Origin of the sequence: Chitinophaga pinensis DSM 2588, from assembly GCF_000024005.1 — a bacterium.
GTDB lineage: Bacteria > Bacteroidota > Bacteroidia > Chitinophagales > Chitinophagaceae > Chitinophaga > Chitinophaga pinensis.
The window spans coordinates 6,064,616-6,081,242 of record NC_013132.1 but is presented as its reverse complement, the minus strand read 5'-3'; the positions used below and the strand labels follow the sequence as shown (position 1 = coordinate 6,081,242).

Sequence of the window (16,627 nt, the reverse complement as noted above, 5' to 3'; positions counted from 1 at the left end):
ATACCATTTTTATGAGTGCACAGGGAGAGCACATATTCAATGCCCTGGGAGATCTGGCGCAGGAGCTGGCCGGTGTATTGAGAGGACGGATCAATCCAGCGGCGACGACAGAGCGACGTACAAGGGCATTGACGGCGATTGCGCGGCTGGAGACACTGGCGGAGCAGTTTATCAGAAGCAGGAATAATGCAGAGTTCCGGACGGCATCCGTTGGCGATCCTGCTAATGATCAGCGTTATTCCAGGTTTGCGCGAGATACGAGAAGTGCGGTAGACAGGATACTGCCACAGTATGCAAATGATGTGATTGTATCAGATGGCGGTTCTACGCATACACGGGGGTATGTAGAGATGACCCGTTTTCACCGGGATATTACTTACTACACTGTAGACGCAAAAGCCCAGGAATCAAGATTAGGTGATTTCAATGGGAAAAAACGAAAGGAAGCGGAATATTTGGCCTGGTATAATACCACCAGGGATCTGCTCAGTGAGTTATACCGCGCATTGCTGGATGCCGCAATGGCTGTCAACGCGACCTATATTCCATAATTCATTGGTTTAATCAACTTTTTTAAAGAGCGTTCGTTATCTGTCACATGGCGGCTGTCTTCCGACGGGGAGGCAGCTGCCTCTTTTTAAGCCTATAACCCTGAAAAATACCGTTCTTACCCCGATTCGTACTTTTTCTCCGGACAGGCATGTATGACCTTTGTACTGTTCAAAGACATATAAACAGATAGAAACACACAGTATGAAAGCGATTATTATAAATGAATTTGGCGGTACCGATAAGCTGATAAATGCCGAATTACCTGTTCCGGAACCTGGCGAGCATGAAGTGCTGGTAAAAGTACATGCACTCAGCATTAATCCTGTGGATGTAAAAACACGTGAAGGGAAAGGCGTAGCAGGCCGTTTAAAGACCGAAAACCCAATTATCCTGGGTTGGGATATCTCCGGTGAAATTACGGCTGTAGGAAGCGCCGTAAACGATTTTAAGGTTGGTGATGAAGTATTTGGAATGGTGAATTTTCCCGGGCACGGTAAAGCGTATGCAGAATATGTGGCTGCTCCGGCTGCCCACCTGACCCTGAAACCGGCAAATGTAACCCATCAGCAGGCCGCGGCCGCTACACTGGCAGCTCTGACGGCCTACCAGGCACTGGTAAAACAGATCTACCTGAAAAAGGGACAGCGTATACTGGTGCATGCCGCTGCAGGTGGTGTAGGGCATTTTGTGGTGCAGATCGCCAAACACCTGGGCGCCTATGTGATCGGTACTTCTTCTGCTGCCAATAAAGAGTTTGTACTGGGCATTGGCGCAGATGAGCATATCGACTATAAAAGCCAGCGATTTGAGGAAGTGGTAAAGGATGTGGATGCGGTATTTGATGCGCTGGGTGCAGAGACGATCCTCCGGTCTATCCCGGTGGTAAAGGAAGGCGGTTATATTGTAAGTATTCCTACTACCGTTCCGGAGGAAGTGGCAGCAAAGGCAAAAGAGAAGGACGTACTTGCCTTTTTCTTCCTGGTACAGTCCAGCGGCGCGGACATGAAGATCATTGCAGACCTGCTTGAAAAAGGCATACTAAGACCTTATGTGAACCATTATGACTTCTCCCAGATGGATATTGCCCATCAGCAGCAGGAAACGGGCGGCACCCGTGGCAAGATCGTATTGACCCTTCCATAGAAAATATGCGCTAACTTTGAGTACCAGAAAACAGATCATATGCAGGTAGAACATTCGGCGCAACCTTTTTTTGTGAGCAGGGAATCTTTACAGGAATGGACCAAACGTCCGCACCAGCATAATTTCTTCGAACTCGTTTATATAGAAGAAGGCGCCGGGGAGCAGTGTATCAATCATACAGTAATACCCTATCAGCAGGACAATATTTTCCTGCTGCCGCCACTGGACTGCCACACTTTTATGCTCTCGCAGCCTACTACCTTTATCTTTATCAGGTTTAACGGACTGTTCTTCAAAAAAGACAGTATGCAGATGATGGACTATACGGAATGGTTCCAGAATCTGCACTATATACTGAGCAGCTATAACCGTCAGCCGGGAGATATCATCCATAATACTGCCGATAAGAACATGCTGGTGACCCTGATCAAAGGTATTCATGGGGAGTATATTGATAAGCGGGAACAATCTGACTCGATCATCCGTGCGCATATGTTTGCCTTGCTGAATATTCTGCGCCGTAATTTTGAACAGACTTTCAAGCGCGAGCATCAGTCGGGCGATAAGCAGGTCAGTGACATGTTGCAATATATTCAGTTCAACCTGTTTGACAATGAGAAACTGCGGATAGAATCACTGGCCGGGCAGTTCAATCTGTCTACGACTTATGTCAGCGAGTATTTCAGGAAGAAGACTGGGGAGAGTTTAAAAGAGTATATTCTGAAGTCGCGTGTCAATGTAGCACAGAGTCGTTTACAGAACTCTGACCAGAGTGCGAAGGAGATTGCGTATGAACTGGGTTTTACGGATGCCAGTCATATGGCGAAGGTGATTAAGAAATATTATCCGACAGAACCTGCCTGTTCGACAGGGGCGTGATATAAAGATCTTGTGTGTAATTAAAAAAGCCGTGCTGTGTGATGATACAGCGCGGCTTTTTAATTATAATGTAGTATTAAGTCTTAAGGAAGGTCTTTTTATTTTCCTGTATCTGTTCTGAACGGAGAAGCAGGCAGGTCAGCCGAATTATACAGGTTTACATCCGGTACATTCGCCCAGCCATATCTTACTGCTACAGGATCCTTCAGCCCTTTGCGGGAGACGATGATACTGTTTCCCTGAATCACCGCCTTCGCTGGCTGGAACTGTTTATCCGCGCCTGCTATTGTAAAGCCTTTTAAAGCTGTATTGGCCTTTGTTTTTAAGCCTTCGCCGGTGTGCGAGAAATAGACGATGATTTCATGACCTTTAACTTCGTATCCCTCGTAAACAGGGCCGGCATATTCTCCCGGTTGCTGATAGACCATACCGATAGCAGCTGTAGCCAGGCGTTCGCCTACAGGACGTTTATTGGACGGGTGGATATCCTTGGGATCTCCGCAGTCCGTAGTAACGATCAGGGCTGTGTTTTTTACCTGTTTTGTTACGAGCAATTGCGCTTCTCTGATCTCAGGCGTCATGTCTTTGTAGGGGGCGATCTGTACAATCAGGAAGGGGATGTCTCCCTGTCCGAAGTCGGTACGCCAGTTCCGGATCATATTAGAGAGAATGGCCGGATAGATCCCTGGTAATTCGTTATTGGCTTCTCCCTGGTACCAGGCGACACCTTTTACGGCGTAGGGTAGAATCGGGTAGATCATGCCATTATAGAGGCCGCTTTTCTTCTTGCCCTGTGGCATGTATCCATATTTGATATTGTCGTAGTTTTTTGAGAAATCGGCCAGTGCGGGATCGCTGTTAAGGGCTTCTTCGCTGGTCCAGTCTTCCGCCGGCGTACCACCATAAGCGGTGAAGATAAAACCTACAGGGATCTTTAATTTCTTGTATAATTCGCTGGTAAAGAAATAACCTACTGCAGAAAAGTCGGCGGCTGTCTGTGGAGAGCAGACAGTCCATTGCTGGTGTACGTCCGGGATCTTTTCAGCAGAATACTTCAGCGGTACATAATATTCCCTGATCAGGGGGTAATTGGCTTTATCTCTTTCCTGTTCCCAGTTGGTGATAGGTAGCTGTGGCGGTCTTGGTCCCAGCTGGCGTTCCATGTTTGATTGTCCGCTACACACCCATACTTCTCCTACCAGGACGTCGCTGATACTGACGGTATTGGTGCCTTTGATGGTCATCGTTGCGGGCGTAGTGATATATGGCAGTGGATTTAGTTTCACCATCCATTTGCCATTTTTTGCTACGGTAGATACCTCCTGTCCATTGAAGGAAACAGATACCTGTTCCCCGTCGGCTGCTTCGCCCCATACCGGTACAGGAACACCTTTCTGCAATACCATATGATCGGTGAAGAGGCTGTGTGGTTTTACGGTAGCTTTCAGTGCAAGGGGCAATGCCAGGAGGAGGGCGCAGGTGAGGTTGAAACAATTCATGTTGGTCATAACGTTTTGAAGGGTGTAGGTAAATATAAGAAAAGAGTTAGAAAATTAGGAATTAAGAATTAGGAATTAAGAATTAAGAATTAAGAATTAAGAGTTACCGCGAAGATCTTCGCTGCATTTCAATTCTTAATTCTTAATTCCTAATTCCTAATTCTTGTATGATATATCATAAAAAACGTCATTAATTTCCGAAATAGCGTAAAAAATAATGCCCCTTATATTTCAGAACTGACTCAGCTGCAAAACATTAATGACATGGCCTGGCATTTGCAAACAGGGCCTTACTGAAAACCGGCCTTTACCGGCCTTTAATAACCATTACATAACCAGTTATCTTATGAAGAAAACCTTGTTCGCCTCGGGGCTTTTGCTCGCCCTGTTATCAGGTTGTACCAAGAAAGAAAACAGTGAAAATGCCCTTGACAATTCCTCTTTAAAAGCTGATGCCGTTGTTGCCGGTTCACCCGTCGGAGATGTAGTAGGAAAAGTAACTGTCGGTTACCAGGGATGGTTTACCGCACCTGGCGATGGCTCTGCTGTAGACAGATGGACGCACCAGAACCTTGAAATGTGGCCTGAGATGAAAGAGTATACGACTAGTTATCAGACGCCTTTTCCTGCATTGCCTGACGGACGCCCCGCAAAGATGTTCTCCTCTTATGACCAGTCTACCGTGGACGTTCATTTCAGATGGATGCAGGAGAATGGTATTGACTGTGCTGCCTTGCAGCGTTTTACCGGGGAGTTATCCGACCCGCCGTTTAAGTCTATGCGCGATGGTATGGCGCAGAAAGTGAGAAATGCGGCTGAAGCGAGTGGCCGTAAGTTTTATATCATGTATGATATTTCCGGTGATGCGGATATGCAGAGCCGTATAAAAACGGATTGGACTAATACGATCACGGGTACTTTAAACCTGCTATCTTCTCCTGCTTATGCAAAACAGAACGGCAAGCCTGTTGTCTGCATTTTCGGGATGGGATATCTCGGTGCAAAAGTGCCTGGTGCAGGCGATTCTGCGCAATGCCTGGATGTTATCAGCTGGTTTAAAAGCCAGGGATGTTATGTGATCGGTAGTGTACCGATGGACTGGCGTACGCCGCAGGGGGTATTTACAAGGGACAACTTTATGACGGTCTATGAGTCATTTGATATGTTGTCTCCATGGGCAGTGGCTGCGCAGGTTGGTCCGACATATCAGCCATGGATCAAAGGAGATTACGATTATTGCGAAGCGCATGGTATGGACTATCAACCGATCGCTTACCCGGGATTCTCTTTTCATAATACGAATGCGGGTAGTCCGCTGAATGAAATTCCGCGCAATCACGGTGATTTCATGTGGGCACAGGTAGCCGTGATGAAACAGGTAGGAGCAAAGAGTCTGTATGTGGCGATGTTTGATGAAGTGAATGAGGGGACTGCTATTTTCAAAGTAGCGGAGAATGCATCACAGGCGCCTGCTAATACGAGTTTTGTTCACCTGGATCAGGATGGCGTAGCGGTATCTTCCGACTTCTATCTGCGTCTTGTGAATGATGCAGGTAAAATGATCAAAGGTCAGATTCCTTACCAGGCTACCCATCCAACCCCACATGTTATAGGCGGTGCTGGTCCGCTGGCAGATGGCACCTACAGGATTATCAACCGTAACAGTAACCTTGCACTCGATGCAAAGGGACAGGGCACGGCGAATGAGACGGCTATACAGCAATGGGGATATTCCGGTGGTACCAACCAGCAATGGACTATTACCAGTCTGGGAGGCGATCACTATAAGATTATCGGTGTACAGAGTGGAAAGTCGCTTGATATAAAGGGGCAGTCATTATTGGATGGCGCGACATTGCAGTTGTATGATTACAATGCGGGGGCTAACCAGGACTGGATCATTTCACCCGCTGCGGGAGGTGGTTATACGATCCAGGGCGCTCAAAGTGGTAAGGTGCTGGAGGTACCTGCCTTCTCGACGACAGCAGGTATTATCATCGAACAGTACGGCGTCAATAACGGTGCTAATCAGCAGTGGCTGATCAGCGCTCCCTGATATCATCCATTGTAAATACATCAACTATAGTAAATGTTAAGAACATTAAGCGGATTTGTACTACTATTGCTTGCCTTTTTCTTGAGCGGTTGCGCAAAGAAAGAGGATAATGAAGCAAAGTTACATATGGACGCAGCAAAATTAGCGGCAGCGCAGCCTGGGAGCGGGTATGGTAGTCTGCGGGATGAAAATATCCAATACTTTGGCCGCTGGGATTTCAGCGACAGTACAAAGTTCAGTGCCTGGTGGGGCGGCGCCTATATCCGGGTAAACTTCACCGGTACGACGGTGAAGATCAAAACGGGTAACATCAGTGATTTTTATGTGAGTATCGATGGCGGTCCCTGGATCTCTTACAGGAATATCGGTGGGGTGATCGATCTCACGACTACCCCCTTGCCTGATGGCCAACATACACTCAGTGTGGCGCAGGGGAGGGATTATGATTACCTGTTTGTATTCGAAGGACTGATACTCGATATAGACGCCGTAACAAGCAAACCTGCGACTTCTTCCTATCTCATAGAATATATCGGTGATTCTATTACTGCGGGTTTCATGGATGATCAGGCGAATGTTTCTGACTACGCCTGGATCTGTTCGGAAGCGCTCGGTACGGAGCATACCCAGATTGCTTATCCGGGTATTGCGCTAGTGAGTAGTCCGCGGCACGGTGTCGCGATGGACAGGCAGTATTTTAAACTAAAAACGCCGAATTATCCATCTGCTCCCAACTGGGACTTCAGCCGGTATACGCCGCAGGCAATTGTACTGAACCTGGGTACGAATGACAGCGACTATGAGGATTCAGACAGTGTATTTCAGGCGGTATATTTCCAGTTATTACAGGATATCCGTACGAAGTATCCGCAGGCGGAAATATTTGTACTGCGTACTTTTCTGGGCATCCGTGCACAACCTACGGCCGCTGCTGTAGCTGACCGTATTGCAGCTGGTGATAGAAAGGTACATTATGTGAATACGGATGGCTGGATTACCCAATCCACTGCTGACTACCTGCCGGATAACCTGCATCCCAGTGAGTCTGGACATATTAAGATCGCCGGATTACTGAAAGCGGTATTGGCGCCTTATGTCAATAATACACCTGTGCTGGCAGATGGTATTTATAGCATCGTGAACAGGAACAGCGGACTTGTAATGGATGCTGCCGGACAGGGAACTGTCAGTGGTACGGCGATACAGCAATATACGGATAATGGCGGCGTGAATCAGCGCTGGCAGTTGACATACCTGGGCAACAACCGTTATAAGATCATCGGTGTACAGAGTGGAAAATCGCTGGATATAAAGGGGCAGTCTTTGCAGGACGGTGCAGAGTTGCAATTGTATGATTATAGCGGAGGTGAGAACCAGCAATGGACATTGTCGGCTGTTTCCGGTGACTATTTTTATATCACGGGTGTACAGAGTGGCAAGGTGCTGGAAATTCCTGCGCAGTCTACGGCTCCCGGCGTTGCTATCGAACAGTATGGTAACAATGGCGGTGCGCATCAGCAATGGGCATTTTTAATTAGGAATTAGGAATTAAGAATTAAGAGTTAAGAATTAAGAGTTAAGAATTGGTGGCGGGTAACGCCTGCATATAGCGCGACAGGTCTTCAATGGAGTGCCTGTTGCTTTATAGGCAGTTTACGGTGAGCTTTCCTGCGTTCTTAATTCTTAACTCTTAATTCTTAATTATTTATCGCATGTCGCCTTTTCTGTTTATGTTTGCTGGTAGCATAGTAGGAAACAGTGAACAAAATATTAATGTATGGAGATGTTTTCGGAGCAACTTGTACAAAAAGAGAAAGAGCAGGCTATTTTGCTGGAGTTGAGTAATAGAATCGCGGCTGCGCGGCACCGGGAAGATCTCTGGGATAATCTGATTACAGCACAGCTGCTGGAACTTTTTAACAGTAAATACTACACCATCTGTATGATCAATGAGGATGGTGTGACACATTCGCCTTTTCTACATAGCGAGGAATCGACTATAAAATCCAGAACAGGCGAGACGCCTATCATCAGTGATCTGCATCCGATTGAGGACGGGGTTTTTAACCTTGTGCTGGAAGCAGACGGTCCCGTGAGCTTTGAACTGCAAAAGCTCATGCGGGGCAGACTGGTACCGCCTTATATCTATCGCTGGTTCAATGTCGGTGTTGTGGAAATGATGGCGGTAAAGATCTGTAATGGTCAGCAGCCGAAGGGTCTATTGTATTTATTTACCGATCAAAGGGATGCATTCAGTGAGGTGGATGCCCGGCTGACCAACGCTATTACCAATATACTTGGTATCGGGATCAGTAATATCCTGGCGAATGAAACGATCGAAAAGCAGTTGCAGGAGATTGAACGCTTCCGCCAGAAATTACAGAACGAGAATCATTATCTGCAGGAGCAGCAGGGTTTACAGAATACGTTTGCCGATATTGTAGGTACTTCTGCCGAGATGCAGCGCCGTATTACCATTCTTTCCAGGGTGGCTCCTTCGGAATCTACCGTATTACTGCTGGGAGAGACGGGAACGGGTAAAGAAGTGTTTGCGCGTGCTATTCATGCCGGCTCTCCGCGCAGGGACAACCTGATGATTAAGGTAAACTGTGCGGCTTTACCACCCCATCTGATCGAAAGTGAGTTGTTCGGGCATGAGAAGGGGAGTTTTACCGGCGCGACGCAGCGCAGGATCGGGAAGTTTGAGCTGGCGGATCACAGTACGTTATTCCTCGACGAGATCGGCGAATTGCCTTTGGAGTTTCAGTCGAAATTACTCCGTGTTTTACAGGAAAAGGAAATAGAGCGCATCGGGGGGAAGGGTTCTATTAAAGTGAATGTGCGTATTGTGGCGGCTACGAACCGTAACCTGGAAGAAGAGGTAAGAGCGGGGCGTTTCAGGAGTGATCTGTATTATCGTTTGCATGTATTCCCTATTGCGATTCCACCGCTTCGTGAGCGGAAGGAAGATATACCGGCACTGGCGAACCATTTCCTGCAACGCTTTGCTGCGAACAGCAGGAGGGAGGCGCCTTCCATATCGGCGAAGGCCATGGAGGGGCTGATGCATTATGAGTGGCCGGGTAATGTGCGGGAGCTGGAACATCTGATGGAGAGAACTTTGCTGCTGACCACCACACCGGTCATTGCAAAGATAGACCTGCCGGGTGTGCCTGTTACGGCGTCCAAAGACCCGGATAGTACATTTATACTGCCCCTTGACCTGATGGAGAAAGAGTATATCCTGAAGGTATTGAAGCTTTGCAATGGCAGGATTGCCGGGCCTAACGGGGCCGCGGCAAAACTGAAACTGCCTTCTACCACGCTGAATTCGCGAATGAAAAAATTAGGTATTAAAAAGTCGCATTACGTCAATGTAGACGGCGCGTCCCAGGAGGAATAAAGATCTACCCTTTAAAAGTCTGTTTAATGCCCAGTTTTTTCATGCGGGAGTAGAGTGTCTGGGCGGGCATACTAAGTAGTTCGGCTGCGCCGCCTGGTCCGGATACCTTTCCTTTGCCTGCTTTCAGGGCATTGATGATATGATCACGTTCCACTTCTTCCATTGTTTTCAGTTTCCCTGACTGCACCGTTTCAGTTTCCCGTAAGAGGGCTGCCGGCATATCGATACGCTCAATCTGATGGGTGGTTGACAGCAACACATGTCTTTCGATGACGTGTTCCAGTTCGCGGATGTTACCCGGCCAGTCGTAGGACATCAGTTCCCGCATCGCATTATCGCTGATACCTTCTACCGGTATATTATTCTTTGTAGCATATTTTCTCAGGAAATGGTGCGCCAGCGCATGAATGTCTTCTTTTCTGTTTCGCAGCGGCGGTAATTCCAGGGGGAAGATACTCAGGCGGTAATAGAGGTCCAGTCTGAACCGGCCTTCTGCTACTTCTTTTTCCAGTTGTCTGTTGGTAGCTGCAATGATACGAACGTCCACTTTTACCGGGCTTTCTCCGCCTACACGTTCGATCTCTTTTTCCTGTAATACCCTTAGTAGTTTTACCTGTGCATCCGGCGGCATTTCCCCGATCTCGTCGAGGAAGATAGTGCCTTTATCGGCTTGTTCGAAGCGGCCGGTACGTTTCTGTGTTGCGCCGGTGAAAGCGCCTTTTTCATGACCGAAGAGCTCTGTTTCTATGAGGGAGAGGGGCAGGGCGGCGCAGTTCACGACTACCAGCGGCCGATTAGCACGTGGAGAGAGACGGTGTATACATTGTGCCACCATTTCCTTACCGGTACCACTTTCGCCGGTGATCAGCACAGAGGTATCGGAGGGGGCGACTATTTTTATCTGTTCTATCAGTTCTTTGGTTTTCGGACTGGTCCCGATAATAGCATCCAGGCAGTTGGTGTCTGCTTTTACGGCAGCTTCCCGCTGCAGGCGCACGTTTTCTGTCTGATGTTTGTATCGTGCGATGTCCAGCATCACAAAGAGGTCTTTTTCCCGGAAAGGCTTTACAAGGAAACCATAGGGCTGAGTTAGTTTGGCCGCTTCCAGGGTACGGTGGTTGGTATTGGCGGAAATGTAAAGGAACGGTACTTTTTTCTCCATTAACTCTTTTCCCAGGTCAATACCGGACAGGTCGCCTTTAAGGATGATATCCAGTAATACCCATTCCGGACTGTGTTTTTCAATCAGCGCACGCGCCTGCACAACAGAAGCCGCAATGCCACAGATGGCGTATCCTGCTTTCTGAAGCATAAGACGCAGATCATTTGCGACAATAAATTCGTCTTCAACTATCAATATGTTTCCTTTACTGTTCATCAGGTGTGTGTATGTATATTTTCGTTCGATATAAATTCCTTGCATCTGAAGGCGACCGTAATGGATACGCCCGGATGATTGTCGGACAGTGTAAATGTACCATCCAGCTGAAGGCTGAGTCCCTGCATCAGGCTCATACCAAGAGAGGCGGATTCGGCGATGTTTTTCCCTTCGGGAATACCGACGCCGTTGTCACTGATATCCAGGAAGCAATTGCCGTCCTGAGTGGCTTTAAAACTGATTTCAATGTTGCCTTTGGTCTGATGGGGAAAGGCGTATTTCAATGCATTGCTGACGGCTTCGTTCAGAATGAGTCCGAGTGGTACTGCTTCTGCTACATCCAGCGCCACATGATCGCTATCCACTTTGAAGGTGATATGCGCGTTTGTATCCAGGCTATCCCTGATGTAGGTGATCATTTCGGGAATGTACCAGTTCATGTCTATCTTTCCGAGGTTTTCTGTCTGATACAGGCGCTGGTGAATAAGCGACATGGAGTACATCCGTTGCTGGCTGTTGCGGATGGCTGCCAGTGCATCTTCATTGTTCAGGTATTGCGATTGTGTGTTCAGCAGACTGATAATAATCTGCAGGTTATTCTTTACCCGGTGATGTATTTCTTTCAGCAACCATTCTTTTTCATCGAGCAGTGCCTTCAGTGTTTCATTCTGTTCGTTGATCTCCAGCTGCTGACCTTCCAGTTTGATGTTGGTCCGCTTATTACTTCTGTAGCGGTTGTAGACCAATACAAGAAAAACGATCAGGACTAATATCCCGCCGATGATCAGGTACCGGATCATGATCTCCTTTTCCAGGGAGCTGGCCTGTAGCTGACTTTTCTGTGTCAGCAGCAGAATGTCTTTATCCTTTTCTTCAGTTTCAAACTGCAATTGCAGTTGCCCCAGCTGTCTTGTCTGTGCCACGCTATTCAGTGAATCTGATAAGACGGTATACTGCTGAAAGTGTGCAATAGCGCCAGCCAGATTACCCAGTGCCGAATCCGTTCTGTAGCGGAGGCGTTCCAGCATAGCGTTGCCCTGTACGGATGAAATCTGTTGTGTGGCAGCGCTATTCAGGTACGTTGCCGCTTCCCGGAAGCGACCTGTTTCTACAAGATACAAAGATAGGTAAGCAGAGGATACCGTTTTTTCATATGCGGAAGCTTTGTCGCTATTATAGAGTTGCAGTATTTTCTGGTACCAGGTATTTGCTTTGTGGTAGTCGTGCAGGGCCAGGTATAAGCGCAGGTATTGCCGGTATACGTAACTGAGGTCGTCTGCTTCGGTGATGGGATGGTAATTGACAGCAACGTTGAGCGTATCGATACTTTCCTTGTATTTACCGGTTTTGATGAACAGTTCGGCAATGTTGAGCTGATAGTTCTGGACAGCGGCCGAGTCGTTCAGCTGATAGGCGAGGAGGAGTGCTTTTTTATAATATTCCAGTGCCTGCCGGGTATAATTGATACTATGATAGCTCATGCCCAGGCGGTGGTAGACGGTGGCCATCAGTTGACTTGTATCCTTTACCTGTTCGCCGGTTTGAACGGCGAGCATATTATAACGTAAGCCTTCGACGAAATTGTTCTGTTCATTGCAGACGGTGCCGATCAGTGCATAGACGCCCTGCAGGCGCTGAAAGCCGGCGGACTGGTAAAGTGCCAGTGACTGTTTTAGCCGGGACAGGGCGGTGGTATAGTCTTTCTTTAGCTGATAGAGATCGCCGATCATTTCCAGCAGGGCGGCTTCGCGGACTTTATCGCCCAGCTGGTGATAGCTACGGGCGCCTTTTTCATACAGGGATATCTTAACAGGAAGGTCGGTATCGGCATTGCTGTAGCAGCCTGCCAGTTCGATAAAGGCGTCTGCTTTCTGTTTTTCCGTACCCGCTTTACTGAGGATGTCTACGGCTTCCATGGCATAAGCGATGGCCTCGTTGCCCTGGTTATTGTAACGCAGTGCAGCGCTCATGAGCTGTTGGCTGAGACCTAATCCCTGGTCATAATTAAACCTGCGGCTGAGGGTGGCCATCTTCTGTGAGATATGTTTTGCGCTATCGCAATCGGCTGTAAGCGGATGGGGTTTAGCAAGAATGCGATCCCCCTGTTGCCATAAGGTATGTATGGTGGCAATGGCAGCGGACCGCTCGTCTTCTCCGGAAAGAAACACAGTTGCGTGAGACCGTCCACAGACCGTAAGCAGTAGAAAGCTGATAGAAAGTATATAGCGGATGCCGCTCATGCTGTAATAATCAATTTTGATAGGTTCGCTGCTGATTCAACGAAGTGTAGTACCTACCAATATCGGTACCAGAATGCTATTATTTGATTATCAGAAGGTTTGATGAAAATGAGCGTTAAAAGAATTTACGATATATCGCAATTTTATGAAAAGCGTCAGAAGAAAACCTTTAGTCGGCGTAAGCGAGTGCTTTTTCGCTGGCAGCAAAGTTCTGGTATTTGAACGAAATTCTGACAGAAACGCCCGGATAATTATTGCGCAGGTCAAAAGTTCCATCCAGCTGCATGGCGAGACCCTCCATGAGGCTCATACCAAGAGAGGCGGTGGCTAACGGGTCTTTTCCTTCGGGGATACCGACACCGTCGTCGCTGACACTGAGTTCACAGGTATCTTCTGCGATCATCTGTAAATTCACCGATATCCTTCCCCTGCGATCATCCGGAAAGGCATATTTAATGGCATTGCTGACCGCTTCATTCAAAATGAGGCCCAGAGGTACTGCCTGGATCACATCGAGCTCTATAGGGGTGCAATCGACCTTAAAACTGATCTTTTTCTCTGTTTCGAAGCTGTCCTTCATGTACCCGATCATCTCGGGGATATACCAGTGCATGTCGATCTTACCCAGGTTGTCTGTCTGATACAGTCGCTGGTGTATGAGGGACATGGAATACATGCGCTGCTGGCTGTTGCGGATAGCTGCCAGGGCGTCTTTGTTATTCAGGTACTGGGATTGTGTGTTGAGGAGGCTGATGATGATCTGCAGGTTGTTTTTCACCCGATGGTGAATTTCTTTCAGCAGCCATTCTTTTTCATCCAGCAGTCCTTTGAGTGCTTCGTTCTGTGCGTTGATCTCATTCTGCTGGGTTTCCAGCTGGATGTTGGTCCGCTTTTTACTCCGGTAGCGGGCATACATCAGGGTGAGGAAGGCAATGAGGATGATTACACCACCAATGATCACATAGCGGAAGACCTTTTCTTTTTGCAGGTCAGCTTCCTGCAACTGGTTTTTCTGTACCAGGAGTCTGATGTCTTTATCTTTCTGCTCCGTTTCAAACTGTAGCTGGATCTGTCCCAGTTGTTTTGACAGGGCGAGATTACGCGCGGAGTCAGACAACATTTTGTGCCGAAGTATATGTTTAATAGCGCCTGAAAGATTGCCTAATGCGGAATCTGTTTTGTATTGCAGAAGTGCGACCATGGCGTTGCGCGATACAGCAGCCGGATAAGAAGTCTCCATAATCGCGAAGGAATCCAGATAATGTGCTGCTTCTGCGTAATGATTGGTTTTGGTCAGGTAGGAGGCTATTGTTACCCTCAGCTCCTGTTTCATGCCTTCATTCACCTGTCCGTAAATGGGTAGTATTTTCCGGTAATATTTTTCTGCATTGCTATAGTCCTTCATGTTGCCATAGATAGTCAAATACCGCATCATAAAGTACCCTTCGTCGTATATGTCGGCTACGGGAAAACGAGTATAGGCCGTATTCAGGCTGTCCAGTGCTTCGTCATACCGTTTCATTTTTCCCAGGATCTCTCCGATATTAAAAAGCAGGTTTTGCACACCGGCAACATCGTTGTTGATCCGGGATATGCGGATGCCTTTCTGGTAATATTCCAGCGCCTGTTTATTGTAATCGATGCTATAATAGCTGATGGCAAGCCGGTTATAAATAGCGGCCATAAGGGTACTGGAATCGTGCTGCTCCTCGCCTCTTTTCACGGCCAGCAGGTTATAGCGCAGTGCTTCCACGAAATTACTCTGTTCGTTGTACACACTGCCCATGAGGGCATAAATACCCTGCAGCCTTGGATAGTTGAGTGATTTATAAAGTGCCAGCGCGCGATTCAGGTGGGCCATGGCTGTTGGAAGTTCCTGTTTCAGCAGATATAGGTCTCCTAATACTTCCAGCAGGGTGGCCTCTTTCATTTTATTTCCCAGTTGCTGGTAAATGGCAATGCCCTGTTCATAGAGCGCTATTTTGGGCAGGAGATCGGGGTCTGAATTACTATAAGTACTACCTAATTCCAGGATGGCGTCTGCCTTCTGGCGTTTACTTCCTGAGCGACCGAGCAGATCAACTGCTTCCCTGGCAAATGGTCGTCCTTTTTCAGGGTGGCCATCTTCCCGGAGTGCCATCACCCTTAGCAGTTTACTTAATCCGAGTCCCTGCTCATCTTGTAGCTGTTTGCTTACTGCTTCCATCCGATCTGCGATTTGCAGCACGCTATCTATATCTTTCCGCTCAGCACCTGGCTTTAGCAATATATGCTGGCCTTTTTCCATCAGGTGTGTAATTTCTGTTACGGGCGCCTGCCGGTCGTCGGCCGAAGCCGCGTAAGTAAATGCTGTTCCACAGGTAAGGAAAAGCAGGTTTATAATAAAGAATAACAGGCGGGTGCCGCCGGTTTTGTGGTGATGATTCATATTGTTCACATACTCTTTCTACACGCAAAAAGAGCTCATTTGCCTAAAAATAAGGCGGAAAGATAGCAAAAGCAAGGTGATTTTTTGCTATAAAAAGGATGTCCGGAGGATTCCATCTTTTTTTCTGATCTGTTGAAAAGCGGTAGGCGTCATCTTGAACTGCCGGAGAAAAGCCTTGCCAAAACTGCTCTGGGAATTGAATCCGGTCATCAGGGCAACTTCAAATATTTTATACCCCGTACCTGTCAGTAATTCGACTGCTTTTTTCAGTCTGGTTTCCATGACGAGTTCATTGGGCGTCATATCAGACAGCGCCTTGATCTTCCTGTAAAGGGTAGGGCGGCTGATGTTCAGCAGTTTTGCCAGCAGGTCTACATCCAGGGCCGTGTTTTCGATATTGTCGAGAATAAGGCTGTTTAATGCAGCGAGAAAGTCTTCTTCCGGTTTGGGACAATGGGCAGTTGCGATATGGCCCTGTGGGTAGCGGGTGTAATAGGCCCTGATCTTTTTCCGGTTGTTCAGCAAGCTATTGATCTGGGCCTTCAGGTGTTCGGAGGAAAAGGGTTTATCAATACAGGCATCGGCACCTGCTTTCAGTCCATCTAACTGGGATTGCAACCTTTTTCCTGCCGTCAGAAGAATAACAGGAATATGCGCGTAGTGCAGGCTTGTTTTGACGTGCTGACAAAGGTCAAAACCACTGAGCAACGGCGTCTGCATATCTGAGATGATGATGCGGACAGGATGATTTTCTATCATTTCAAGCGCATGTTGGCCGTTTTGAGCGGTAACGACGAGGTAGTCCTTCCCCAGGTCCCTGGACAGCAGCTGTAATATGTCCTTGTTGTCATCCACTATTAATAGTGTGTCTTGCATACGTGGTTCAGATAAAAGCGATAAATAAATGTATCAGTATAACGTTCCTGTTCTCAATATGGCCAGACTTCCGGATTCATTATTTCGGGTTCACTCCCTAAATTTACGCAACCGATTGTGATTTGAGAAATAATAACTAATTATTGATAAGCACTGACCAAAGAATCTGATAA

Annotated in this window: 11 protein-coding genes; 6 read left to right on the top strand and 5 right to left on the bottom strand. The window is 47.6% G+C overall.

The genetic code is table 11. The features are described from left to right. Positions 1 to 11 precede the first annotated feature (11 nt). From CPIN_RS24110 to CPIN_RS24100, 3 genes are all read left to right on the top strand, one after another. The gene (locus CPIN_RS24110) at positions 12 to 551 is read left to right on the top strand and encodes a hypothetical protein (protein WP_012792462.1); all 540 of its coding nucleotides are present in this window, start codon (positions 12 to 14) and stop codon (positions 549 to 551) included. A gap of 202 nt (positions 552 to 753) precedes the next feature. Beyond that, positions 754 to 1,695, top strand: coding sequence for an NADP-dependent oxidoreductase (locus tag CPIN_RS24105; protein ID WP_012792461.1), 942 nt, complete (start codon positions 754 to 756; stop codon positions 1,693 to 1,695). Positions 1,696 to 1,734: 39 nt separating this feature from the next. Beyond that, a complete protein-coding gene (locus CPIN_RS24100) occupies positions 1,735 to 2,574 on the top strand; it encodes a helix-turn-helix transcriptional regulator (RefSeq protein WP_012792460.1) in 840 nt (279 codons plus the stop codon). A gap of 98 nt (positions 2,575 to 2,672) precedes the next feature. On the opposite strand, the gene CPIN_RS24095 is transcribed toward CPIN_RS24100, so the two are convergent. Next, on the bottom strand, positions 2,673 to 4,073 hold the full coding sequence (locus CPIN_RS24095) for a sialate O-acetylesterase (protein ID WP_187294688.1): 1,401 nt from the start codon (positions 4,071 to 4,073) through the stop codon (positions 2,673 to 2,675). Between the two features lie 346 nt (positions 4,074 to 4,419). Between CPIN_RS24095 and CPIN_RS24090 the strand changes: the two genes are divergently transcribed. The 3 genes from CPIN_RS24090 (at position 4,420) to CPIN_RS24080 (ending at position 9,532) form a co-directional block, all read left to right on the top strand. Beyond that, on the top strand, positions 4,420 to 6,129 hold the full coding sequence (locus CPIN_RS24090) for an RICIN domain-containing protein (protein WP_012792458.1): 1,710 nt from the start codon (positions 4,420 to 4,422) through the stop codon (positions 6,127 to 6,129). Between the two features lie 33 nt (positions 6,130 to 6,162). Next, a complete protein-coding gene (locus tag CPIN_RS24085; RefSeq protein WP_012792457.1) occupies positions 6,163 to 7,674 on the top strand; it encodes an RICIN domain-containing protein in 1,512 nt (503 codons plus the stop codon). A gap of 232 nt (positions 7,675 to 7,906) precedes the next feature. Beyond that, positions 7,907 to 9,532, top strand: a complete 1,626-nt coding sequence (locus CPIN_RS24080) for a sigma-54 interaction domain-containing protein (RefSeq protein ID WP_012792456.1) — start codon at positions 7,907 to 7,909, stop codon at positions 9,530 to 9,532. A 4-nt stretch (positions 9,533 to 9,536) separates the two neighbouring features. On the opposite strand, the gene CPIN_RS24075 is transcribed toward CPIN_RS24080, so the two are convergent. The 4 genes from CPIN_RS24075 to CPIN_RS24060 all read right to left on the bottom strand — a co-directional run bounded on the left by CPIN_RS24075 (position 9,537) and on the right by CPIN_RS24060 (position 16,454). After that, positions 9,537 to 10,910 (bottom strand): sigma-54-dependent transcriptional regulator, encoded by a 1,374-nt coding sequence (locus CPIN_RS24075; protein ID WP_012792455.1) that lies wholly within the window; start codon positions 10,908 to 10,910, stop codon positions 9,537 to 9,539. Continuing rightward, the gene (locus CPIN_RS36990) at positions 10,910 to 13,150 is read right to left on the bottom strand and encodes a tetratricopeptide repeat-containing sensor histidine kinase (protein ID WP_012792454.1); all 2,241 of its coding nucleotides are present in this window, start codon (positions 13,148 to 13,150) and stop codon (positions 10,910 to 10,912) included. The genes CPIN_RS24075 and CPIN_RS36990 overlap by 1 nt, the downstream gene beginning before the upstream one ends. A gap of 169 nt (positions 13,151 to 13,319) precedes the next feature. Continuing rightward, complete coding sequence (locus CPIN_RS24065; RefSeq protein WP_012792453.1) at positions 13,320 to 15,578, bottom strand: tetratricopeptide repeat-containing sensor histidine kinase; 2,259 nt, start codon at positions 15,576 to 15,578, stop codon at positions 13,320 to 13,322. An 87-nt stretch (positions 15,579 to 15,665) separates the two neighbouring features. After that, the gene (locus CPIN_RS24060; protein ID WP_012792452.1) at positions 15,666 to 16,454 is read right to left on the bottom strand and encodes a response regulator transcription factor; all 789 of its coding nucleotides are present in this window, start codon (positions 16,452 to 16,454) and stop codon (positions 15,666 to 15,668) included. Positions 16,455 to 16,627: the final 173 nt, after the last annotated feature.